This is a genomic window from Rothia mucilaginosa (assembly GCF_964211445.1).
GTDB classification, from domain to species: domain Bacteria; phylum Actinomycetota; class Actinomycetes; order Actinomycetales; family Micrococcaceae; genus Rothia; species Rothia mucilaginosa_E.
The window spans coordinates 16,154-39,862 of sequence record NZ_CAXOQT010000001.1; the positions used below are offsets into that span (position 1 = coordinate 16,154).

A 23,709-nucleotide genomic window follows, 5' to 3' on the forward strand; every position below is an offset into this window, starting at 1 on the left:
CAGAAGAACTGGTGTTTGCCGGGCACGTTCTGTGGTGCGTGGCGGCATCCCTCTAGTGTACGCGGTGCGGCGGGCGGGCGGCGTGAACGTGCACGGGGTGAAAGGGGTTCAAAGTTCCTCATTGTGCATCATCTTACGCGCGGGGTGAACGGGCGCGTTCATATTGGGTCTACGGATACGGGTTCGCCCGGTCGGTGCGGTAGATTGGAATGAGCATCACGAATTCTGCGGGGCCACTGTTCGCATCCCCGCGTTTTTCTATGTATCCCACTGACTTCTATTTTCAAGGGCCACACCATTGATGAATTCATCCGCCGATAAGGTCGGCACGAACTCTGACATTCGCCACGCTAATGCAGCTCTGCTGTCTATTACCCATGAGCTGCCTCCGGAGGTCGTCACGAGCGACTACTTCGATGAGCAGCTGGCCCAAACCTATAAGCGTCTGCGTATGCCGAAGGGCCTGCTGGAGCGTCTAGCCGGTATTAGCACTCGCCGCGGCTGGGCTGAGGACCAGACCTTCGAGGACGGCGTTGTTGCCGCAGCCGAGAAGGCTATCGAGCAGGCGGGTATTGACCGCTCCCAGATTGGCTTGCTGATTAACGCTTCGGTGACTCGCGATAACTTTGAGCCCGCCGTTTCGGTGGGTGTGCACGACCGCTTGGAGTTGCCGCGTCACGCCCTGAACTTCGATATTACGAACGCCTGCCTGGGCTTTGTGAACGCGATGACTGTCGCCTCCACCATGATTGATGCGGGCGCTATCGACTACGCCCTGATTGTGGCTGGCGAGGACCCCTCCCCGTGGCACCGTACCGCGGTGCGCATCCTGAACAACCCCGATTCGACCCGCGAGGATGTGCTGGCTCAGTTCGCGACCCTGACCCTCGGTTCGGGTGCGGCGGCGGCTGTGATTGGTCGCGCTGACCGTCACCCGGAGGGTCACCGCATTATCGGTTCGGTGTCCCGCGCGGGCACTGAGCACCGTAATCTGTGCATCGGTGGCGAGGCGGATCAGGGTATGAACACTGACGCCGAGGGCCTGCTCAAGCACGGTCTGGAGCTGGTGGCGCAGGCGTGGGAGCAGGCGCATCAGGACGGTTGGGAGTGGAACGACATGACCTCCTACGTGACCCATCAGATTTCTAACGCCCACACGAACGCCATTATTGAGGCGGTCGGTATTGAGCGTGAGCGTATCCCCCTGACTTTCCCGAAGTGGGGCAATGTGGCTGCGGCGGCTCTGCCGATGACTCTCGCCGAGTGCGCGCCGACCTACACGGAGGGCGACCGTATTCTGTGCATGGGTGTGGGTTCCGGCCTGAACACTGCCCTGCTTGAGATTCAGTGGTAACCCGGTATCCAGCAACCTTTAGCCGGTAACCCGTTAGCTTTTGCGGTAGACATTCACCGATTCGATCCGGAAGGATTCCCAGCATGCGCCATTTGAACTTCCCTAAGGCTCAGCCCCCGTATAACCCGGAGGAATGGGCGGGCGTGAACCCGCGCTACTCCCACCTTCTGGAGGTGCCCACCTCCGCCCCCATTGAGCAGCGGGCGCAGCAGGCTGGCGCGCGCCGCTGGCACTACCTGGATAACCTTCCGGTGCTGGTCGAGCAGGGTTTGGAACCGATTGGCACGATCCTGTGCGTGCACGGTAACCCGACCTGGTCGTACCTGTGGCGTACCGTGCTGGATGCGGGCGTGAATGAGCGCGCCCCATGGCGTGTGGTTGCGGTTGATCAGATTGATATGGGTTATTCGGAGCGCACCCACCTGGATTTGGAGGGTGAGCGCCGCACCCTGACCGACCGTATCGCTGACCTGGGGGACTTCACGAAGGCGCTCGGTCTGGATGAGACCGATAAGCCGCTCGTGACCCTCGCCCATGACTGGGGTGGGCTGGTGTCCTTTGGTTGGGCGCTGGAGCATCGTGAGATTCTTTCGGGCGTGATGCTGACGAACACCGCGGTCTACCATGACGGCATTGAGAATATCCCTGCCGCCCTGCGCCTGGCGTTGGGTGTGCACGAATGGGGTACTCACGATTCGACCGCGTTTATTGATGTGACCCTGGGTCTGGCTCAGAATGAAGGCCGCCTGCCCGCACCGGGTTCTGCCGGTGCCGGGGCGCTTGATGGTGCCCTGCCGCAGCCGGTGGGTCAGCAGCCCAAGCGCCTGTACCCGAGCCCTCTGAACGAGGCGATTTACCGCACCTACCGTGCGCCGTACGCTCATTCAGCGTGGCGTGAGGGTGTGCGTAATTTTGTGGGCGATATTCCGACCGGCACCGATATTCCTTCTTATACGCCGATGCAGCGTATTGCCGAGCAGATCCGTGGCCTGGACGTGCCCGCCTTCTTCCAGTGGGGTACGAAGGACCCGGTGTTCCAGCGCCGCTACCTGTTCGACCTGATGGAGCGCATGCCGCAGGCGAAGGTGCACCGCTACGAGAAGGCCTCGCACCTGGTCATTGAGGATTACGATATTGCCTCCCCCATGATTTCGTGGCTTGCGCAGACTTTCGGCACGCTGGAGGACGGCATGCTGGTTCCGGCGCGTAATGCGGAGGCGGAGCATCGTGCCGCCCGCGCGCGCCGCCACGGTCTTACTGCCGGCGAGGGCGCTACCGCTGAGGGCGCTGTTCCCGCGGCGTTCCGCCCCATGCTCGCAGCCCTCACCGAACGCGCCAATGACGCCTCCACCGCCGTGGTGGACATGGACCCCAAGGGTGACGGCACCTCCGTGTCCGTGACCCTGACCTGGGCTGAGCTGAACCAGCAGGTCAACGCCGCCGCGACCCGCCTACACGCCCTGGGTGTGCGTCCGGGCGACCGCGTGAACCTGATGGTGCCTCCGGGTGCCCGCCTGACCACCCTGATTTACGCCTGCATGAAGCTGGGCGCTGTCATTGTGGTGGCTGATACCGGTCTGGGTATTCCGGGTCTGACTCGCGCATTGAAGGGCGCTAACCCGAGCTTCCTGGTGGGTATTCCCGCCGCGCTCAGTGCCGCCCGTACCCTGCTGTGGCCGGGTGTGCGTATTTCTGTGGAGCCGCTGGGTTCGGTGCAGGAGAAGCTGTTAGGCGTTGCCGGTTCGGTGTTTACCGCGCCCGCCGCTGACGGTACTCCGGGCGCGCCGGTGCCCACCCCGACCGTGGTGGAGTTCCCCTCCCCCGTGCCGGATGCTGATGCGGCGGTGCTGTACACCTCCGGTTCGACCGGCCCGGCTAAGGGTGTGGTGTACACGCAGCGTCAGCTGGCGGGTATGCGCGACGCTATTGCGAATACGTACGGTTTTGCGCCCGGTAGCGGCCTGGTGGCTGGCTTCGCGCCGTTTGCGCTGTTGGGCCCGGCGCTGGGTGCTACCAGCGTGACCCCGACCATGGATGTGACCCGCCCGAAGACTCTGACGGCGTCTGCTTTGGCGTCGGCCGCGGCGGCTATTGATGCGTCGGTCGTGTTTGCTTCCCCCGCCGCCCTGGTGAATGTGGTGGCGACCGCCGATGAGCTGAACGCTGAGCAGCGTGCGGCGTTGGCTAAGGTTCAGACCGTGCTGAGCGCTGGCGCGCCGATTCCCGTGCCGCTGCTGGAGGCGCTCTCCGCGCTGGTGCCGAACGCATCCCTGCACACCCCCTACGGTATGACCGAGGGTCTGCCGGTGACCGATGTGTCTTTCGAGATGATTCGCCAGGCGATTGCTGAGGGCACCCCGAATGCTGCCGGTGAGGTGCTTGACCCGTTCGCCCGTGACGGCGTGTGCGTTGGTTTTGCGGTGTACGGTGCGGCGGTGGCTATTGCGCCGCTACTGCAGGACGGTTCGGTGGCGGATGAGCTGACCCATGAGCCGGGTGTGACCGGTGAGATTCTGGTGTCGGCGCCCCATGTGAAGGACCGCTACGATACCCTGTGGGTGACTGAGGAGCAGTCCATTAGCACTCCGGGTTGGCATCACACCGGTGACGTCGGGCACCTGGACGCTTCGGGTCGCCTGTGGGTTGAGGGCCGCCTCGCGCACGTGCTGCTGACTTCGCAGGGTGTGCTGACCCCGGTTGCGGCTGAGCAGTCCGCCGAGTCCCTGCCGGAGGTGCGCCGCGCCGCCCTGGTCGCGGTGGGCCCCGCCGGAACCGCCGCTCCGGTTCTGGTCATTGAGGCTTCCGCAAATACTGCCGCGTTGGAGGCGCGCCAGTCCGCATCCGCGTTCAAGCGTGCCCTGCTCGATCGCGTGCCCGGCCGCTTCCCCATTGCGGAGGGTGTGGCCCCCTTCGAGCTGTCCCAGCTGGTGCGTCAGAAGGTCGCCGAAGATACCGGCGTGGAGCTTGCTGCAGTGCTGGTGGTGCACGAGCATCCGACCGATATTCGCCACAATTCGAAGATTGACCGCCCCGCCCTGGGTGAGTGGGCGTCGAAGGTCCTTGCGGGGGCGTAAGCGCCTGCCGGATCTCTAAGTCTAAGGAGTATGATGTCCCCTCATTCTTCGCGTGAGTCCTCTTCCCACGAGTCCGCACCCCGCTTGTCTGCGTCCCGCCTGTCAACTTCGCATGCGGTGACCTCCCCGACGGCGCGGTTCCGCAAGCCGGCGCAGCCGCTGGCGGCACGCTACACCGACCCCGCCCCTCGTTCGTTGCGCCCGGTTGAGGAGCCCGATTTCGCGCCGCGTATTGGCGAGCGCATCCTCTTTACCGGTGCGAGCGGTCTGCTGGGTCGTGAGAGCGTTCTGGCGTTGTTGCGTGCCGGCTATGATGTGCGCGTTTTTCAGCGTGGTGATTCGGGTATTGCGGCGCTTCTGCCCGATTCGATTCGCCCCCGTTTTGAGCAGGTGCGCGGCGATATTACGAACGCGCAGGCTGTGGATCTGGCGATGACCGGCGTGAACGGCGTGGTGCATGCCGCGGCGAAGGTTTCGGTTAGCGGCGAGTGGGCTGATTATGAGCGCATCAATATTAAGGGCACCCGCACCCTGTTGCAGGCGGCGCTGAACCATTCGGTGGGTTCTTTCCTGTACATTTCCTCGCCGTCGGTGGCTCATGCCGGTGCGGCGATTGTGGGTGATGGTGCCGGCGTGGCGTCCCCGGAGCATGCGCGCGGTAACTATGCGCGTTCGAAGGCTGCCGCTGAGCTTTTGGCGCTGGAGGCGAACGGCACTGCCCTGCCCGGTAGCGGGGTTTTGCGCGTGGGTGCGTTGCGTCCTCACCTGATGTGGGGTCCGGGCGATACCCAGCTGGTCGAGCGCATTCTGGAGCGTTCCGCCGCGGGCCGCCTGCCGCTGCTCTCTGGTGGTACGGGTCTGATTGATACGCTCTACATTGATAACGCCGCGGATGCCGTGGTGCGCGGCTATCAGCGCCTCGACGCTTTTGCGGGCCGGGCGCTGGTGGTGACGAACGGTCAGCCGCGCACTATCGCTGAACTACTGGGTGGTTTCTGTGAGGCGGTGGGCGTTCCCGCCCCGCGTTTCTCGGTTCCGGCGAAGGTTGCGGCTCTGGCGGGTAAGGTCATTGAGCGCGTCTGGGAGCGTCTGCCGAAGAACGTGACTGCCGGTGATGAGCCGCCGATGACGGAGTTCCTCGCCGAGCAGCTGTCGACCGCGCACTGGTTTGATCAGCGCCGCACTCGCGAGCTTCTGCAGTGGGAGCCCGCCGTGTCGATTGAGGAGGGTTACGAGCGTCTGGGCCTGTTCTACGGGGATAGGTACAGCCGCTAAGTCGCTTCTTTTTGGGTCGGTTCCCCCAGCCCCTTTCTCAACCCAGCTGTAAACGAATGACGGCGTAGCTACATCCCCCATGGGAGGAACGTAGCTACGCCGTCATATGCATAACTAGCGTGAGTTTGTGCCTATCGAGAGCGTGGGGCCCGCTGGCAGTGCGGGCAACGGTAGGATGAGCGGTTCTGGAACGGCTCGCGCACGATCAGGGAGGTGCGGCCCGCCTCCGCGCAACGGTGGCAGGGCTCCCCGGCACGGCCGTAGGCGTTCAGCGAGCGCTCGAAGTAGCCAGACTCCCCCAGCACGTTCACGTACAGGGCGTCGAAGCTTGTGCCGCCCGCCGCCAGGGACTCGCGCAGTACCTGCGTGACCGCCTCCAGCAGTTCGCGGGTTTGCGCGGCGCTGAGGGTGCGTGCGGGCTTCGCGTAGTGCAACCGCGCACGCCACAGCGCCTCGTCGGCGTAGATATTGCCCACGCCGGAGATGACCGACTGGTCCAGCAGCACCTTCTTAATGCCGCTGGAGGTGCGCAGGAACTTGCGGCGCACCGCCGCGGGGTCGAAGAATTCGTCCAGCGGGTCGCGGGCAATATGTTTGACCGCCTCCGGCACTAGAAAACGCTCCGGTACTTCACCCGGCGCCATCTCACCCGGCGCTGCTTTATTCGCTGCAACCGCCGCGGGTACGTCCGGTACCAGCGGGCTGAGGAACATACCGCCGAAGATGCGCTGGTCCACGAAGAGCAACCGCTGCCCGGTGCTCTCCCGACTGGTGCTCGCCGCGCCACGGGTAGCTCCCGCCGGTCCTAGCTCGAGCGCCACGCGCAGGTGCCGCGGCTGTTCGTCAAAGGCCGCGCGAGCCTCCGCATCATTACCCGAGTCACCATCCAATTCATTGCCAGATTCGCTGCCCGGCTCATCGCGGACGAGCAGCTGACCGCTCATGCCCAGATGCACCACGAGCGCCTCGTCGGCAAGCGTGCCGTCCGCCTCGCTCAGGGTCAGCCACAGATACTTGCCGCGGCGGTAGGCGCCGCGCAGCGCCCTTCCGGTGAGTGCCGCCTCAAAGTGGGCGGGACCGGGCAGGTGTCTACGTAGCGAACGGGCATCGACCACGCGCACCGCCTGCACGGGCCGACCCAACGAATGGTCGGCTAGACCTGCGCGAACGGTTTCCACCTCGGGCAGTTCGGGCATGGTTCCCTCCAATCAGCGGGGCTGCAGAATCAAGAGCCCGCAGAGCTAACAGACCTGCAGGATGCTTGATTGAGCCTAAACCAGGATGCGGTACGCCTGCTCAGCGGCAAGGCGCTCCGCCTCCTTCTTGCTCGGACCCACACCGGTACCGGCCTGCTGGTTCGCCACAATAGCGACCGCAGTGTACACGCGCGCGTGGTCGGGGCCCTCGCCGGTGACCTCGTAGCGCACGTCTCCCCAGCCGCGGGCGGTGGCGAGGTTCAGCAGCTCGGTTTTCCAGTCGCGTCCAGAGTTCAGGACCTTCTCGTCGTCGAGCAGCGGCGCAATCAGGCGCAGCACCAGGTCACGAGCCGCCTCGCGACCGCACTCCAGGTAGGTCAGGCCAAAAATCGCTTCCATGGTGTCGGCAAGGATCGAGTCCTTATCGGCGCCGCCGGTGTGAATCTCGCCCTTACCGAGCAGGATGTACCTACCCAGATCCAGGTCGCGTGCCACCTTCGCCAACGCCACAGTCGACACCACCACGTGGTGCAGCTTCACGAGCTCACCCTCGGGCAGGTCAGGGTAGCGTCGGTACACTTCTTCAGCGATCGCCAGGGAAAGCACCGAATCGCCCAGGAACTCCAGGCGCTCATTATGCTCCACTCCGGGATTCTCGAAGGCGTAGGAGCGGTGGGTTAGGGATAGCAAAAACGTCTCGGCGTCGATATCGACTCCGAGACGTTTACGCAACTCCCTAGTATCAACACTAGGAAATTCAGTCATAAGGATTCACCGCTTCTTAGGCGTCTGCAACCTTACGGCCCTTGTACTCCAGGAACAGGGCGTTGCCTGCAGCGTCGGTTACAACCTTTGCCTGGTGGGGCAGGCTGTAGGTCACGCGACCGTTTTCAACGGTCTTAACCAGCTGGGGCACGGATGCCTTCCACTGGGAACGGCGTGCGCGGGTGTTAGCGCGGGACATCTTGCGCTTGGGAACAGCCACAGCTATCTCACAATCTCTAGTAACAACAATTTAGTTTTCGGTATCTGCACCGAGCAGGCCCTGCAGGGCCGACCAGCGCGGATCCAACACCTCGTGATGATGCCCGGGGTCATCCTCCAGGCGCGCACCGCAATCGGCGCACAGACCCTGGCAGGTGTCCCTACAAACAGGCTGGAACGGCAGTTGAAGGATTACTGCGTCCCGCAGAGCCGGTTCAAGGTCGATGGAATCATCCTCAACGGCGTACTGCTCATCTACTTCGTCTTCGGGGCCGCCAGCCGGGGCCTTCTCAAAGACGAAAAGCTCTTGAATATTGGCCGACATCTCGTAATCAATCGGATCCAAGCAGAGGCTACACTCGCCGTGTACATCCACAACGACGGAGCCGGTAACTAGGATACCATCAACAACAGACTCCATACGAATATCGAGGTCAATATCCGAACCCTCTTCCACGCCGATGAGCGTGTTACCCAGGTCTGCCGGTGCGGGCAGGACCTCAGCGAGAGTTTCCATGGTGCCGGGGCGGTGAATCAGGTTAGTAACCGATACCACCAGCGGCGATGCGTCTGCACGTGAAATGGCGTTTCTCCTTACGAAATGTATAAACCAAAGTCCCATTTTAGGGGTCATTCGCACCGTTAATCAAGATTAAGCGCCTTTTAAATCTCTTTAAGTGGCGCTCACCTCTTAAATATCCCCTTAAGGAGGCGCCGCGCGGCTTTTAATCGGACGGTCGGGGGTACTGCAGAGATAGTTAAGCACCCGGTTGGCGGTGCGAGTTATTCTGCCGGGGCCCTGCCGGTGGGCATGTCGGGCGTGTCGGATGGGTGCGCACAAGGTGGTGTGCGCCTGGGTTGATGAGGCGTTTTCCTAGGCGCTTTTCTAGGGGTTTTTCAGCGCGCGGGCGACCGACTCCGGCACGAAGGGGGTCACGTCACCACCCAGCGACGCCACCTCACGAATAATCGTGGACGACACCGCACCGTAGCGGTCCTCACCCGCCAAGAACACCGTCTCAACCTGCGCCAGGTGGCGGTTCATGCTCGCCATCGGAGCCTCATAACTGTAGTCCGTCGCCGAACGCAGACCCTTCACCAGCACCTTCGCGCCACGCTCCGCCGCGTACTCGGCAAGCAGCACGCCCGGCGGAATCGGCTCCACGCTCACGCCCTCAATGCCGAGCTCCTGCAGAGACTCACGCACCAGTTGCACGCGCTCCTCCAGGGAGAAACGGTATTTCTTGGAGCTATTGTGCGCCACGCCCACAATCACCTCGTCAAAGAGCTGAGCGGCGCGGGCAATGATTTCCAGGTGGCCGTGGTGCACGGGGTCAAAAGATCCGGGGCAGAGGGCAATCATGACGGTCCCTTCACGAATAAATATCAGACGTTGGAATGAGTAGATGCGGGCGAATTTAGGATGCGGATTAGCGGCATGCGGGCGAGCGCAGGCTGAGGCGGAAAGGTCAGGCGGCGAGCTCTTCTGCGTCCTCGCCGGACTCATTGCCGAACTCGTCGCCCGCCTGCTCCTCCACCTCGTCAGGCTCCACATAGTAGAGAACCGTCTCGCCGTGCTGACGGGTCGAAAAACAGTACAGGCCCTCGCCCCACACCGGCTCCGCATCGCGCGAAGAACGCTCCACCACGACCACGGCACCCTCGGCGAGCTTGGGGGTGAGCGCCTCCAGCAGCTCGCTGACCTGCTCGTTCGGCATGGCGTAGGGCGGGTCAACAAACACCAGGTCCCACGGACCGGAGGCGGACTTCACGTAGGTCAGCGCCTGAGACTGCTGCACGCGCGCCGCAGAGCCGGTGCCGGTGCGACCCATTGCTTTCTCCACCGCGGCAACGTTCTTGCGAATCACCGCAACAGCCTTCGGGTACGTGTCCAGTAGCGTCACGGAGGCGGCACCGCGCGAGAGCGCCTCGCAGCCCAGCGCGCCCGAGCCGCCAAAGGCGTCCAGCACGCGGGCGCCACGAATAATGTCGTAGCTCTCCAGCTTCGAGAAGAGGGATTCCTTCACCCGGTCGGTGGTGGGGCGAGTATTATCCCCCGGAACCGAGGCAAGGCGAACGCCTCCGGCGGCACCGGAAATAATACGGCTCATAGGTCTCTCCTCTTAACTAGTGCGGTGTGTTGACGTCACGGTTTCAGCGAGTGGTGGGCAAGGCAGATTGGTGGGCGGGGCGGGCAGGGCGTTCTGCCCCGTTGGGCGTTTATCCCCTGCCGAGGAACGCCTCACGGTCAGCGTCCAGGGCACGATCAATCGTACGCGCCAAAGACGGATGCTTAGCCAGCGTCGGGTCCTTCTCCACCACCGAGCGGGCATCCTCGCGGGCACGCTCAATAATGTCGGCATCGGCGAGCGCCCGCAAGAACCGCAGGGTGCTCTTCGAGCCCGATTGTGCAGCACCCAGAATATCACCCTCACGGCGCTGAGCCAGGTCGATGCGGGAAAGCTCAAAGCCGTCCGTGGTGGAGGCGACCGCATCCAGACGCTCGCGGGACACGCCGCCCTCCTCCTGGCGGGTGACGAGCAGGCAGGTGCCCGCGTAGCCGCCGCGGCCCACACGACCGCGCAGCTGGTGCAGGCCCGAGATGCCGAAACGGTCGGCATCCATGATGATCATGAGCGTGGCGTTCGGGACGTTCACGCCCACCTCAATGACGGTGGTGCTGATGAGCAGGTCAATCTCTCCGCGCTCGAAAGCGGTCATGACGGCGGTCTTCTCCGCCGGGTCCATGCGGCCGTGCAGGGTGCCGATACGCACGCCGACGAGGGCATCCTCCGCGCTCAGGTAGGAGTACATGGAGGCGACCGAGGTCAGCTGAACCTTGCCGTCGCTGCTGGCGCTACCGCCCTGACCGAAATAGCCCTGCGCAGTACTGCCCGCACCGTTCAGGCTGGATGCGCCAAAGAACGCCGCGCCCTCCTCCATGCCGTCGCCGTCCTCCCCAATTTTGGGTACGACAACATACACCTGGTGGCCCGCATCGATTTCTTCGCGGGCGCGCCTCCACAGCCGGGATGCCCAGGCGGGCTTCTCGGCGAGGGGCACCACGTGGGTCGAGATTTTCTGTCGACCGGCGGGCAGGGTGTCCAGCACGGACACGTCCAGGTCACCGAACACGGTCATGGCGACGGTACGCGGAATGGGCGTTGCGGTCATGACCAGGCGGTGCGGCAGGGCGCCGTCGGTGCCGCGCAGGCCGTCGCGCTGTTCCACGCCGAAGCGGTGCTGCTCGTCCACGACGACCAGGCCCAGGTCGTGGAAGCTCACCTCGTCGGAGAGCAGGGCGTGGGTACCAATCACGATCTGGGCGGTGCCGTCGGCAAGCTCCTGCAGTACCTGGCGCTTAGCACGAGTACCCATGGAGGCGGTCAGCAGGCACACGCGCACACGACCGGATTCTTCCCCGCTCCCCGCGAGAGTTCCCTCAGCAGAACCGTCAGCATCTTCGGGTGCCGCCATATCCCCCAGGATGTCCAGCACCGAACGCAAATGCTGCTCGGCGAGCACCTCGGTCGGGGCGAGCATCGCGGACTGGCCGCCCGCGTCGGCAACCTGCAGCATGGCGCGCAAAGCCACCACGGTCTTACCGGAACCCACGTCACCCTGCAGTAGGCGGTTCATGGGCGATTCACTCGACAAGTCGGCGGCAATCTCAGCGCCCACCTTCTGCTGCCCCTCAGTCAGCTCGTAGGGCAGAACCTTCAGCAGCTGATCGGCGAGGCCACCCTCCACCGCGGGGCGCGGCTGGGTCAGGTGCGCGGCACGCACCGAATGCAGGCGGGCGAGCGCGCTCTGCAGCACGAACGCCTCGCGGTAACGCATCTGCGCCTGCGCGGCACGCCACGTGTCCTCCGAGTCGGGGGTGTGCAGGGCGCGGTACGTCCACTCCAGCGACGGCACCTTTCGGGCGCGACGAATCGTGTAGGGTACCGGGTCTTCAAGTTCTTTGAGCGGCACCTTTTCGAGCAGCTGCACCATGTAGCCGCTGATGCGGTCGGTGGGCAGCTTCACGGGGGCGCGGTAGACGGGCACGGGGGCGGTGGCGGCGTCGGTGACGTCCGCGCCGGAGGCGTCCTTCGAGAGCAGGGCGTAGTGCGGGTTGGTGAGCGTGTATTCGCCGCGGTAGATGCCGACCCTGCCCGAGAACATCATGGTTTCGCCCTCGCGGATTTCGCGGGCGGCGGTCCAGGCGTTGAAGAAGGAGAGCTTCATCTGCGAGCCAATGAGCGCACCGGGATTCGTCATGCTGGGTGCGGGCACGCCAAAGAGGCCTCCCTGCGCAAAACTATCCTGTGCGAAGCCACCCTGCCCGTAGCTATCTGCGTAGCCGCTGTAGGAGGCGGGTTGCGCTCCCCCGCCCTGTGCCGGGTTCTGGGCGCTGGGAATCTGAGCGCTGGGAATCTGGGCGGCAGGGTTGTGCGTGGAGTTAGCGAGCGCGTTGATGCGCGGGTTGTGCATCCCGGTTGCTTGCCAGTTCTGCGCGGGCGCACCGGATGCACCGGATGCACCGGATGCGCCGGATACGCTGGATGCGCCGGGGCGGTTAGCGCGCCCGGGCACCACGGATACAGGACCGTCAGCCCCAAAACCAGTGGCACCAAAACCGGCAGCCCCAAAACCTGCGGGTGCGTCCTGCCCGGTGGCGTCGGAGAGCCGGTCGGTGATGGTCACTTCCGTGATTTTGCCGCGGCGTGCCGCCATGGTGCGGGTGCTCACGTGCACCACGCGGGCAATGATGGTGACGTCCTGGCCCTCAACGAGTTCGGCGAAGGAGCTGAGCTCACCGCGCGGCAGGTATTTGCGCGGGAAGTATTCGAGCATCTCCCCGACGGTGTGCAGGTCCAGGTGCGTGGCGATTGCCTTGGCGCTGGGTGCGGGCAGGTACTTTTTGAGCGGCGCATTTTCGATGCGGTCTTCGGAGGCGTAGCGCGCCAGGGCACGGCTCTTAGCCTCCGCGGCGGCTGATGCGGGCTTCTCAGCCGCAGCTTTCTGAGTAGTAGCTTGCTTAGTAGCTGTCTTCTTCGCGGACGCTTTCTTCGCAGGGCTCTTCTGTGCTGGGTTTTTCTGCGCAGTGGTTTTCGGCTTTGCCGGAGTCTTCTCGGCGGTAGCGGGTTGAGCGGCAGGCGCTTTCTCTGCGGGAGCGGTCTTCTTCGCTACGGCCTTCTTGGTCGCGGACTTTTCAGTTTCTGCCTCGGGCTCGATCTTCTTTGGCGCGTTCTTCTTCAGCGCGGGCTTCTGCTCGCCCTTTTCGCTTGCCTTCGTTACCTTTTGCGGGCGCGCCGAAGTAGCCCGCGCGGCAGTTTCGCTCTCCTGCGGGCTCGGTTCCTTCTGAACAGGTTCCTTCTGAGCCGGTTCCTTCTGAACTGTTTTCTTCTGAGTTGGCTTCTTCCGGGCGGGTGCTTTCCGGGCAGGTTCCCCCGGCTGATGTACTTCCGGCTGTTTTAAATCCGGCTGAGTTGCCTGCCGCGCCGCCAACGCAATATCGACCAGCTCGTAGAGAGCGTCGTCGGTCATGGTGTGCGCGGCGGGGCCCAGCGAATGCTTGAGGGCCTTGAGCGCCTTACGGTAGGGTGCACTGGCGCGCTGTGCAGCGCGTTCGCTCAACTCGGCGCGGCTCACCTCGCCTCGGGCGTAGGCGGCAAGATCGCGCACGGTCAGCTCGGCGGTGGTGCGGAGCTGCTCATCGCTCAGTAGCGGCGCATCTTTTTTCCACTGCTGAGCACGGGCAGGCTCGACAGCCGTTGAGGCTACGGGTTCGCGCTGCGCTACCTCAGCCTGCACTGCCTCAGACTGCTCTACCTCAGCCTTAGCAGGCTTAGTCTTTGCCGGTGCAGTCTTGGTGGGCGCAGCTTTGACCGGGGCAGTCTTGGCGGGTGCAGGCTCGGGAAGCCCCAGGTCCAGGGCTTCCTGTTGCGGGTTTACGGAATGTCGGGCGGGGCTCATGCGCCACCCTCCGCACCACACGCATGGTCGGCGTGGTGACCATCCGCCAGGGAGGAAATACGCTCATCCGCCCACTGTCCGTAACCCATAATTAGCGCACGGGCGGGCTCAATCTCGGGCACGTGCACGTGCAGTGCCCAAAGCCCAGCCGCCATGTCCAGGGGTGTAATGAGCAGGCTGTCACCCATGGCTTCAAGTTCGGGACGCAATTGTGCCAGGGCGAGGGGCTCACAGGTCAGGGTACCCATGAGCTCCCAGCCGCTCTGCCCCGCCTGTTCTGCATGCTCACCTTCTGCGTGCTCACCTTCTACATGCTCGACAGGTTCAGACCCCGCCCGCGCCGCACCTACTGCAGAGGGTGCACGCAGCATGGACTCCACCTGCGCCTCGTTCAGGGTCGCGCCCTCCCAACGCGGGTTGGAGTGCACCACGGCAAGGTAGAAGCCGAGCGCGCCGGCATCCACGAAACCGGCAAGCTCGGGTGAGGGCGGGAACTGCGCGGTACGTTCCAGGGCGGCACGCATCAGCGCACGTCGACGCTCTTTCAGCGTCTCGTCAGCAGCTTCTGCGTCCTGCGATGAATCATAGTGTGCGTCCAGGCGGGCGAGCTCCACCATGACCGACAGCATTGTGGAGGGCACCATCTGCTCCCCCACGCTGGCGCGAATACGCTCAGCCGCGAACGCCATTGCGCGCGCCTCCGCGTGGGCGTACTCCAGCTTCACTTCGCGATGCTTAGGCAGGGAGCCGCCAGCAATCACGGCTTCGTAGTCTGCCTCCAGGGCGCGCACGAGCGGCAACTCGGCAGCCGCCTCGCCAAGTTCCTGGGAGAGATTGCCGGGCAGGAACCAGTAGCTGCGCACCGCCTCCAGCGCCCAGGCGCAAAGCAGGGTACCGGAGTTGCCGCGCGCCACGCGGGATGCACGCATAATCGCGTGCTCGTAAATATCACCGAGCTGAACCCACAGATGGGCGAGGGTTTCCTCTTCGGAGGCGCCCGCCGCCTCGGGTGCGTAGGCGCCCTCCCCACCAGAAATTTCGCTAGCGGGCAGAACCTGCTCCATGCCCCGCTCAAACTCCTCGGTCAGGGTCAGCAGGGTGTGGGCGATATTGGAGCCGGTGTCCTTATCGGGCACGGGGAACCCGTTGAGCTCGTTGAGCGCCTCGCGGTAGCATTCGATGGTGGTGCGGGCGGCGGTGGACCACGCTACGCCGAAGCGGTAGGCGCGCACGCAGGCGCGGCGGTAAATCTCGTGCTCTTCGGTGCGCTGGTTCTGTTCTGCGTTCACGCTACCTCCTTGCTTCAGTTTCACGTGGTTCTCGGCTAGTTCTCGGCGCTCTGCACTGCCCGCAGCACGGGCTGAATCTAACCTGTTTCGTACTTCTATTCTAGGTAATTTCGGTTAAATGTACGGTATTGCCCGTCGTCTATCCCGCCAGCTGAAAATGCCGGCTAAAACACCCCGCGGCATCCGATCAGGCTTCTACGCGGAAGCCCCGTAGTGCTCCCAGCCCATGCCATCCAGGGAACGACCGTCCATCACCACCGCGGCGCCAGTCACCGTGTCGTGGCGACGCTCGGAACCGTAGAGCTCAGCGCTCAGACCGCGCTCCGGGGCGTCCGCAACACAGGCGCCCAGGGGCACGAATTCTTCGGGCACCTCACCGGGGAAAGTCGCCAGCAGGCCGTGGTCCTCTCCGCCAACCAGCACGAAGGTACGCGCCAGGGATGCGGGGCTCTCCCCCACCTCGTTGCGCTCACCAATGACCAGCAGCAGGCGCGCCAGGGGCAACAGCGGCTCGGCGAACGCATCCACGGCGGCGCGGTCGAGGCGCATCTGCACCCCGGAGGCGGCGGCAACTCGCCCTGCGTCCTTCACGAGCCCGTCGGAGAGGTCCAGCATGGAGCTCGCCTGATGCTGGCGTGCCACTTCACCGGCGGGGATGGGGCTGACCGGGTGGTGCTGCGAGTCGACGGCGCGCTCGCAGACTGCAAGCATCTGTGCGGCGTCTTCGGGGCTGAGGGAGCGGGTGAGCTCGATAAGCCCCTCGGGAAGAGCAGCCGAGCCCTCGCCCTGCTTTTCGGTATGCTTTTCAGCCTGCTTCTCAGCCCACGCCTGACCCACCGCATCCAGAGCTACTTCTACATCCTGACCTGCGGCAATGGCACGCAACAGTGCCGTGGCGGGTAGAGAGAGCGGGTTGAGCAGCAGGCGCAGACCGGCATCAGACCAGGCGGTACGACCAGCCAGGGCGATGGTGTCGCCGGGGCGCGCACCGGAGCGCAGCACGGCGCAATCAGTGTAGCCGAGGGCGGTGACGGTCACCGACATTTCGGTGGAGTCGCCAATATCGCCGCCGCCAATCACGCATTCGGTGGCTCCGCAGGCGTTGATTCCGTCCACAATGCCGTGGGCGAAGCCGTCAATCCAGCCGTAAGGGGTGCTACCGGGCAGGCTCAGGGAGATGAAAAGGCTTGCCGGGCTCGCACCCATGGCGGCAACGTCTGCAAGGTTCTGGGTCGCGGCTTTGCGCCCCACATCGTAGCCGCTGCTGCGCGCGGGTTCCAGAATAAACTCACCGCCCTCAGTCACCTGGGCGATACCGCCGGGCCAGAGGTTCATAAAGTCCTGGTCTTCAACGAGAGTGTCGGTGGTGACTACGGTACGCTGACCGGGCGCGGGCGCGGCGAGGACGGCACAGTCGTCACCGGGACCCACGTCGAGGGGTTCGATATGCCCCGCCTGGCGTGCCACTGCGGCAACCTGCTCGTTGTGGGCGTTAATAATCGGCATAAAAGCGCGCAGAACGCGGGACTCGCCCAGCTTCGAGAGAGGAGTCTCTCGCATGGGGTTGTCCCGCGTTTCGCTAAAAGTCTGAGGATTCACATCCTCTATTATCGCGTATTCCACGCGTTATATTTGCCTAGGCTCCGCGGCTGAAGTAGCGGATTGCCAGAGCAATCAGCACCAGACCAATCAACGAAAAGAGAATCAGCGGTGCAATACCGGAAAGTCCGGAATCGTCCGCGTCCGCGTTCTTCACGGCCTGCTCCTGGGAGACGTTAGCTCCGTCAGCCTTTGCCACGCTCTTTGCGGAGCGGCTGGCGCTAGCCGAGGTGGAGGAGCTGGGCGACTTCGAAGCCGATGCGGAGCTCGAGGAGCTCGAGGGGCTTACACCGGTGGTATGGTCCTCGTCGCCCTTAGTGCGCGAGAGGTATCCAGCGACCCAGTCTGCCGCACCCGGAATGGAGTCCTGCGAGCCGTTATTGGCTGCGATTCGTCCAAGGGTGGTGCCGCCGGAACGCAACGGATCATCATCGTCGTCATCGTCGGTCTTGTCCTTCGAGGAGCTGCTGCTCGGCGAAGAGCTCGATGATGAAGAGCTGGAGGAACCACTCGGGCGGGGAAGCTCAATGGAGATGATGACATCTTCTTCCGAGGCTTCCTGACGGTTTCCGGGAACGGTCACCGGGTTGTTCGCCGGAGGAATCGGAGCAACAGGCTCAGTCTCAATCGGGGCAACCGACTTGGAGCCCGAACTGTCGTTGTTATCCTCTGACGGAACCACAGGATTTACCGGAACCACGGGGATGACGGCGTCCTTGGTCGGCTCGGTGGACGGCTCCTGCTTAGACTCCTTAGTCGTTTCCTTGGAGGGATCCTGAACCGGGGCCGGAACGACCGGATCCTGAGTAGGCTCCGGGGTCGGTTCGGGAGTTACGTCCTTGGTCGGCTCAGGGGTCGGCTCGGGAGTCGGGTCCTGAGTGGGTTCCGGGGTAGGATCCTGGGTCGGCTCAGGAGTGGGCTCCGGATTCGGTTCCGGAGTGGGGTCCTGGGTCGGCTCAGGGGTCGGCTCGGGAGTCGGATCCTGAGTAGGCTCCGGGGTCGGCTCGGGGGTTACATCCTTAGTCGGCTCAGGAGTGGGCTCTACCGTCGGGGTTGCGCTAGGAGCAACACTCGGTTCCGCACTTGCGCTGGGAGCTACGGTCGGCGTAGCGCTAGGTTCAGCAGTAGGTGCCGGAGTTGCGGTCGCATCCTTGCTCGGCTCAGCGGTAGCCGTCGGGCTTACGGTAGCGCTAGGTTCAGCAGTAGGTGCCGGAGTAGGCTGCGCGGTAGCGTCTGAGGTAGGCGTAGCATCCGGGGTGGGCGCAACGTCCTGAGTAGGTGAAGCGCTCACGGAAGGCTCAGCGCTAGCGGTGGGCTGAGCACTCGAAGAAACGCTAGGCTGAGCGGTGGGCTCGGCCTGCGCATTGTCAGTCTTATTGTCCCCCTGGGCGGTGGGCCATGCGCTCACGGTTGCGAGCGTGGGTACTGCCGTCTGAGAGGAAGATGCCGCGGTTGCGGTGGGGTCCAGGGTTTGGCCTGCGGTGCCGACAGGATTGGGAGGAACCTGAGAAGCCGCCTCCTGCACATCTTGGGCAAATGAGGCTACATATGGGGTTCCGGAAGCAACCAGTGCTGTCGCCAGACTCGCAGAGACCACCTTACGGTTTCGTTTTCCCAAAGGTTGTCCTTGACTTTCTGATACGTTGTGAGTGAATAGATACCCAATCGCTAGGGCAGATTGGATATTCCTTCATCTATTCTACCGAATCGACTTTTTCTTCATTACTCATTTTAGCGCTTTCATACCATTCTTTGAGCTTCAAGATGTGCAACGACCATCGACCGCATCTTTTCATTGCCTAGAAGCATCATTTCATGCACTTATAAGCAGAATTACGTTTTGCCTTATCAATACCGCTTTAGAACTTGCACTCCACCATTTAAGTAGCCTCAAGGTGGATGCAAGTGATTTTTCTCATGAGTGAAAATCGAGCGATTCTCATATACATCTGAGGGTCAATGCGTACCAATTGCTCCCCCGCATGCAGATATAAACTTGCTCATTGCGCAAAAAGCGCCCCGGCGCGAATCCCTCAAAAATTCGCGCCGGGGCACCTCGCGGCAGGGGCTACCACTCCCCTACCACTACGTATTCAATGACTGAGCTTAGCGCAGACCCAGGGGGCGTTCCATCGCCAGGGTCAGCAGCTCGCTAATCAGGTCGGTGTAGGAAATACCGGTGTTCTCCCACATGGTCTTGTACATCGAAATCGGGGTGAAGCCGGGCATGGTGTTCACCTCGTTGATGACCAGGCGGCCGTCCTCGGTGTAGAAGAAGTCTGCACGGGATAGGCCCTCACCGTCCAGCGCCAGGAATGCCTTCACAGCCAGCTCACGCAGGCGGTCCTGCACGTCCTGCGGCAGGTTCGCCGGGCACACGGTCACAGCAGAAGACTCAGAAACGTACTTCGCCTCGAAATCGTAGAAACCGTGGTCCTGATCCACAACCTCAATCTCGCCGGGGTAGGATGCGCGGGGCATCTCGCCGTGGTGGCCGTCGAGCACAGCGCACTCGATTTCGCGGCCCACAATACCCGCCTCAATAATGATCTTCGGGTCGTGGCGGCGCGCCTCCTCAATCGCGGGCACGAGCTCCTCCACCGAATCCACCTTGGTAATGCCGAAGGAGGAACCGGCGCGGGTCGGCTTCACGAACATGGGGAAGCCCAGCTTCAGCACGCGCTCCAGAATCTGCTCGCGGTCCTCGTGCTCCCACTGGCGGTTGGTGACGACCTCGTAGGGGCCAACCTCCAGGCCAGCGGACTCGAAAGCAACCTTCATGAAGTGCTTATCCATACCCACAGCGGATGCGGTCACGCCGCAACCCACGTAGTGCAGGTCAGCCATTTCCAGCAGACCCTGCACGGTGCCGTCCTCACCGAAGGGGCCGTGCAGCAGCGGGAACACAACGTCCACCGGCGCGGTGCGGGTAACGTTACCCTCAGCATCCACCAGGGTCAGGCGGGAATCGCCGGCACCCATGGGCAGGAACACCTGCTGGGTGCCCGCGGGGAACTCTGCGGTACCGCGAGTGCCAGCGGTCAGCTCGGCGAGCTGCTGCTCATCGGTCAGGTACCAGCGGCCGTCACGGGTAATACCGATAGTGATGACGTCGTAGGCGGTGCGGTCAATAGCGCCCAGAACGCCGGCAGCGGTAATGAGCGAAATCGGGTGCTCGGAGGAGCGGCCACCGCACAGCAGGGCGACGGTCTTCTTCTCGGTCATATATTTCTCCTAGTCAAGGTTCCCCTACCCTCAGGTCCGGAAGGTGGAACGGCGATGCGTCAATAATCCTAACGCGCGAATACCGTCGCGGTCACTGATGTGTTTCTCACGCACCGGTTTCCGCAACGGTATCCGTCCTTGGATGTTTACATTCAATCTTCTTCTAGTATGTCCTGGCACACAACCCGAATCAAGGGGTGCCAGCACACCAGAAAAGCTTTAAAACCTAGTGGCCCTCGTGCTTGAGGCGGCGGCCCAGCAACCGAGGCGCCAAGTCCTCAATGCCGATGCGGCCCGAAAGCACAGCCACCACAGCCTCCACGATGGGCATCTCCACACCGTGACGGCGAGCCAACTCAGCCACCACCGGCGCCGACTTAATCGACTCAGCCGTCTGGCTCATGTGCTCGTGCAGGCGGTCAGGGGTAATGCCCTGAGCCAGCAGACGACCCGCCGTGTGGTTACGAGACAGCGGCGAAGAACAGGTCGCAATCAAGTCGCCCATGCCGGCAAGACCACTCATGGTCGCAGCCTCGCCGCCCAGTGCCACCGCCAGGCGGGTAATCTCCGCCAGGCCGCGCGTCATAATGGATGCCTTCGAGTTATCGCCGTAATTACGGCCCTCGCAGATACCTACGCAGAGCGCAATCACGTTCTTCACCAGGCCGCCAATTTCGGTACCAACCACATCCGTGTTGGTGTACGGGCGGAAGTAACCGCACGCAATCGCGTGAGCCACAGCCTCAGCCACCGGCAGAGTACGAGCCGCAACCACGGAGGCGGTAGGCTCCTCCCCCATGATTTCCTTCGCCAAGTTCGGGCCCGACAGCACGCACACGCGGTGCGGAATATGGCCAATCGCGCGCACATCAGCACCGCGCAGAGCCATAGCCTCTTCCAGCTCCTCGGTAATGACCTGCGACATGCGCAGACCCGTACCGGTCTCCAGGCCCTTCGCCAAAGACACCAGCATGGCGTTCGGCTCAATATAGCGGGCGAAACTCTGCAACTGCGAGCGCAGAACCTGCGCGGGCAGGGCAAGAACCACAATATCCGCACCGGCAAGCGCCGCGGGGGCATCCGCCGTGAAGTGCATGTTATCCGGCAGCTTCATTCCCGGAAAATAGCGGGCGTTCTCGCGGGTGCGCTCGCACTCAGCCATCACCTGCTCATCACGACCGATGAGGGTCACGCGAGTGTCATCGCCGCGCTCACGGGCAGCGTCCGCCGCGATCTTAGCGAAAGCGGTGCCCCAGCTACCGGCGCCGAGCACCGCGATAGACTGTACGGTTGCCGGAGGGGTAAATTCAGGGCTTGCTGCGGGGGTGCGTCCAAAGAAGGTCACGAAAACACCTGCTTCTCTTCCTTGCGAGGTTATTGTGCGAGTCCCTGACAGGCGCCTCAGCGAATAGCCGCGGCTCCTGTCAGGGCCTCTACGATTTTCCCAGCTGGGATGCTACTTTTCGTCCGGTTCGCCGAGCGCGCCACCGACCGGCCCCGAGGGGGTACCGGGAGCTTCACGACGCTTCGTGCGCGGGTTCCAACGACCCTCCGGAGCCTTCTCGCCGCGAATCTTCTCCAGCTCGGCGGTGATAGCGTCCAGCATTGCGTCGGTGACTACCCCCAGTTCGGTGCGGGTGTGCTTAGCCTCGGGGCTGGAATCCTCAACGAGGGAGGCAATATCCAGCGCCTTACCGACCTTCACGCGAACGGTCTTGCGCGGGAACAGCGAAATCTTACGCTTCTCCTTCACGCGACCGTCCTCGCCGGGCTCATCCACGTAACCGAGAATCTGCTCGTCACCCCAGTGCGCCACCGGGAAGACGGGCGCGCCGGTTGCAAGAGCCAGGCGAGCCGCACCGGTACGCGCCTGCATGGGCCACAGCTGCGGATCGTGGGTGGTGGTGCCCTCCGGGAAAATCACGACGGCACCGCCAGCCTCAACAATCTTGCGGGCAGTAATCAGGGACTTACGCGCATCCACCGAGCCGCGAACCACCGGAATATGCGCGAGCTTGCGCATAATGTAGCCGAGCACGGGGGCGCGGAAGAGCGAATCCTTCGCCAAGAAACGCGGCAGGGCGCCCTCAACGAAGGCAGGGAAAGCCACAGTCACCGGGTCAAGTTCGGTGGTGTGGTTAGCCACGATAATGTACCCGCCGCTCTTGGGCAGGTTCTCGCGGCCGGTAATCTCAACGCGCGCCATGAGCTTATACAGTCCACGCGCAGCGTTGCCGAGCACCTTATACAGAGCGTCACCGTAGGGGGTGGGCTCAATCTCCGGCAGTGCCTGCTTTCCCTGCTGTCCGCTCATTAGCCCTGAACCTCAACTTCCTCGGGCTCAACAACAACGATTGCTGCATCGGGCTTCGGAGCCTTGGCGGCCTTGCGTGCCAGCACCTCAAAGTTGGCACCCAGGCCCTTGAGCTTCTCCTCGAAGTTCTCGTAGCCGCGAGCAATCAGCTCAACACCGCTCACGTGAGAGGTGCCCTTAGCAGCCAGAGCAGCAATGATGTGGGAGAAGCCGCCGCGCAGGTCCGGAACCTCAATGTCGGCACCGGTCAGCGGGGTGGGGCCAGAAATAATAGCGGAGTGGCCGTAGCCCTTACCCTCGAAACGGCAGGGTGCGCCGCCCACGCAGTCACGCATAACGACAATATCCGCGCCCATCTGCTTCAGGGCGTTGGTGAAGCCGAAACGCTCCTCGTACACGGTCTCGTGCACGATGGACGCGCCCTTAGCCTGGGTCAGCGCCACCACGAGGGGCTGCTGCCAGTCGGTCATGAAGCCGGGGTGCACGTTGGTCTCAAAGACGATGGGCTTCAGCTCCGCACCGGGGGTGCGCTGAGCCGGGTGAGTGAAGCGAATACCGTCAGCGGTCACCTCGTACAGGCCGCCCATCTTGCGGAACTGGTTCAGGAACGCGGTCATATCCTTCTGAGCTGCGCCGCGCACGAAAATGTCGCCGCCGGTAGCCAGAGCTGCAGAAGCCCAAGAAGCCGACTCGTTACGGTCGGGCAGGGAGGTGTGGTCGTAGCCGGTCAGCTCGTCCACGCCCTCAATGACGATGGTGCGGTCCTCATTGATGAAGATGATTGCGCCCATCTTCTGCAGAACAGCAATCAGGTCAATAATTTCGGGCTCAATAGCAGCGTTACGCAGGATGGTCTTACCCTTAGCGCGCACACCGGTGAGCAGAACCTGCTCGGTCGCACCCACGGAGGGGTAGTTCAGCACGATCTCTGCACCCTTCAGACCCTCTTCGGGGACAATCAGGGTGGTGCCGGTTTCATCGTCCTTCTCAACGACAGCGCCGAACTTGCGCAGTGCAGACATGTGGTAATCGATGGGTCGGTCACCGATCTTGCAGCCACCCAGGTTGGGGATGCGTGCGGTGCCGAGGGTGTGCAGCAGCGGGCCCACCATCAGAATCGGAATACGAGAGTTACCGCCGAAGAGCTGAATCTCCTCTGCGTTCTTTGCAGCGGTGGTTGCATCCTGTGCGGGGTTGAGGGTGAGAACACCGGCTTCACGGTCGTAGTCGACCTTCGCGCCGTGCAGCTCCACGAGGGTGGTAACGATTTCAACATCGCTCAGGTCGGGAACGTTGCGCAGGGTCGAGGGGGTCGAACCGTGCAGTGCAGCGACCATAGCCTTGGGCACCAGGTTCTTGGCGCCTCGAACGTGAACCTCACCAACGAGCGGAGTGCCACCTTCAATGCGAAGCTTGCTGATGTTCTCAGTCATTAAAA

The 23,709-nt window shown here is 63.1% G+C and carries 17 protein-coding genes; 3 read left to right on the forward strand and 14 right to left on the reverse strand.

Annotation, left to right across the window (positions count from 1 at the left end; genetic code table 11):
• Positions 1-301 precede the first annotated feature (301 nt).
• The 3 genes from AB8E48_RS00050 (at position 302) to AB8E48_RS00060 (ending at position 5,703) form a co-directional block, all read left to right on the forward strand.
• Positions 302-1,354, forward strand: a complete 1,053-nt coding sequence (locus tag AB8E48_RS00050; protein WP_368885401.1) for a 3-oxoacyl-ACP synthase III — start codon at positions 302-304, stop codon at positions 1,352-1,354.
• A gap of 83 nt (positions 1,355-1,437) precedes the next feature.
• On the forward strand, positions 1,438-4,428 hold the full coding sequence (locus AB8E48_RS00055) for an alpha/beta fold hydrolase (protein ID WP_368885327.1): 2,991 nt from the start codon (positions 1,438-1,440) through the stop codon (positions 4,426-4,428).
• A 33-nt stretch (positions 4,429-4,461) separates the two neighbouring features.
• A complete protein-coding gene (locus AB8E48_RS00060) occupies positions 4,462-5,703 on the forward strand; it encodes an NAD-dependent epimerase/dehydratase family protein (RefSeq protein WP_368885402.1) in 1,242 nt (413 codons plus the stop codon).
• 131 nt (positions 5,704-5,834) lie between these two features.
• Here the strand turns inward: AB8E48_RS00060 and mutM are convergent, their stop codons facing one another.
• The 14 genes from mutM to murA form a co-directional block, all read right to left on the reverse strand.
• On the reverse strand, positions 5,835-6,899 hold the full coding sequence (gene mutM / locus AB8E48_RS00065) for a bifunctional DNA-formamidopyrimidine glycosylase/DNA-(apurinic or apyrimidinic site) lyase (protein ID WP_070690556.1): 1,065 nt from the start codon (positions 6,897-6,899) through the stop codon (positions 5,835-5,837).
• A 75-nt stretch (positions 6,900-6,974) separates the two neighbouring features.
• The gene (rnc, locus tag AB8E48_RS00070; protein ID WP_070690551.1) at positions 6,975-7,664 is read right to left on the reverse strand and encodes a ribonuclease III; all 690 of its coding nucleotides are present in this window, start codon (positions 7,662-7,664) and stop codon (positions 6,975-6,977) included.
• A gap of 16 nt (positions 7,665-7,680) precedes the next feature.
• The gene (gene rpmF, locus AB8E48_RS00075) at positions 7,681-7,884 is read right to left on the reverse strand and encodes a 50S ribosomal protein L32 (protein ID WP_005505656.1); all 204 of its coding nucleotides are present in this window, start codon (positions 7,882-7,884) and stop codon (positions 7,681-7,683) included.
• A 30-nt stretch (positions 7,885-7,914) separates the two neighbouring features.
• On the reverse strand, positions 7,915-8,523 hold the full coding sequence (locus tag AB8E48_RS00080; RefSeq protein WP_049337938.1) for a YceD family protein: 609 nt from the start codon (positions 8,521-8,523) through the stop codon (positions 7,915-7,917).
• A gap of 246 nt (positions 8,524-8,769) precedes the next feature.
• Complete coding sequence (gene coaD, locus AB8E48_RS00085) at positions 8,770-9,246, reverse strand: pantetheine-phosphate adenylyltransferase (RefSeq protein WP_368867123.1); 477 nt, start codon at positions 9,244-9,246, stop codon at positions 8,770-8,772.
• A 106-nt stretch (positions 9,247-9,352) separates the two neighbouring features.
• Positions 9,353-9,994 (reverse strand): 16S rRNA (guanine(966)-N(2))-methyltransferase RsmD, encoded by a 642-nt coding sequence (gene rsmD, locus AB8E48_RS00090; RefSeq protein WP_368885328.1) that lies wholly within the window; start codon positions 9,992-9,994, stop codon positions 9,353-9,355.
• 109 nt (positions 9,995-10,103) lie between these two features.
• Complete coding sequence (locus AB8E48_RS00095; protein ID WP_368885329.1) at positions 10,104-13,844, reverse strand: ATP-dependent DNA helicase RecG; 3,741 nt, start codon at positions 13,842-13,844, stop codon at positions 10,104-10,106.
• Positions 13,841-15,133, reverse strand: coding sequence for a Dak phosphatase (locus AB8E48_RS00100; RefSeq protein ID WP_368885330.1), 1,293 nt, complete (start codon positions 15,131-15,133; stop codon positions 13,841-13,843). The genes AB8E48_RS00095 and AB8E48_RS00100 overlap by 4 nt, the downstream gene beginning before the upstream one ends.
• 195 nt (positions 15,134-15,328) lie before the next feature.
• Positions 15,329-16,693 (reverse strand): thiamine-monophosphate kinase, encoded by a 1,365-nt coding sequence (locus AB8E48_RS00105; RefSeq protein ID WP_368885331.1) that lies wholly within the window; start codon positions 16,691-16,693, stop codon positions 15,329-15,331.
• 76 nt (positions 16,694-16,769) lie between these two features.
• The gene (locus AB8E48_RS00110; RefSeq protein ID WP_368885332.1) at positions 16,770-18,350 is read right to left on the reverse strand and encodes a hypothetical protein; all 1,581 of its coding nucleotides are present in this window, start codon (positions 18,348-18,350) and stop codon (positions 16,770-16,772) included.
• 488 nt (positions 18,351-18,838) lie between these two features.
• Positions 18,839-19,957, reverse strand: a complete 1,119-nt coding sequence (locus tag AB8E48_RS00115) for a D-alanine--D-alanine ligase family protein (protein WP_298458435.1) — start codon at positions 19,955-19,957, stop codon at positions 18,839-18,841.
• 226 nt (positions 19,958-20,183) lie between these two features.
• A complete protein-coding gene (locus tag AB8E48_RS00120) occupies positions 20,184-21,302 on the reverse strand; it encodes an NAD(P)H-dependent glycerol-3-phosphate dehydrogenase (RefSeq protein ID WP_368885333.1) in 1,119 nt (372 codons plus the stop codon).
• A 111-nt stretch (positions 21,303-21,413) separates the two neighbouring features.
• Positions 21,414-22,271, reverse strand: a complete 858-nt coding sequence (locus AB8E48_RS00125) for a lysophospholipid acyltransferase family protein (protein WP_368885334.1) — start codon at positions 22,269-22,271, stop codon at positions 21,414-21,416.
• Positions 22,271-23,704, reverse strand: coding sequence for a UDP-N-acetylglucosamine 1-carboxyvinyltransferase (gene murA, locus AB8E48_RS00130; protein ID WP_368885335.1), 1,434 nt, complete (start codon positions 23,702-23,704; stop codon positions 22,271-22,273). The genes AB8E48_RS00125 and murA overlap by 1 nt, the downstream gene beginning before the upstream one ends.
• Positions 23,705-23,709 lie beyond the last annotated feature (5 nt).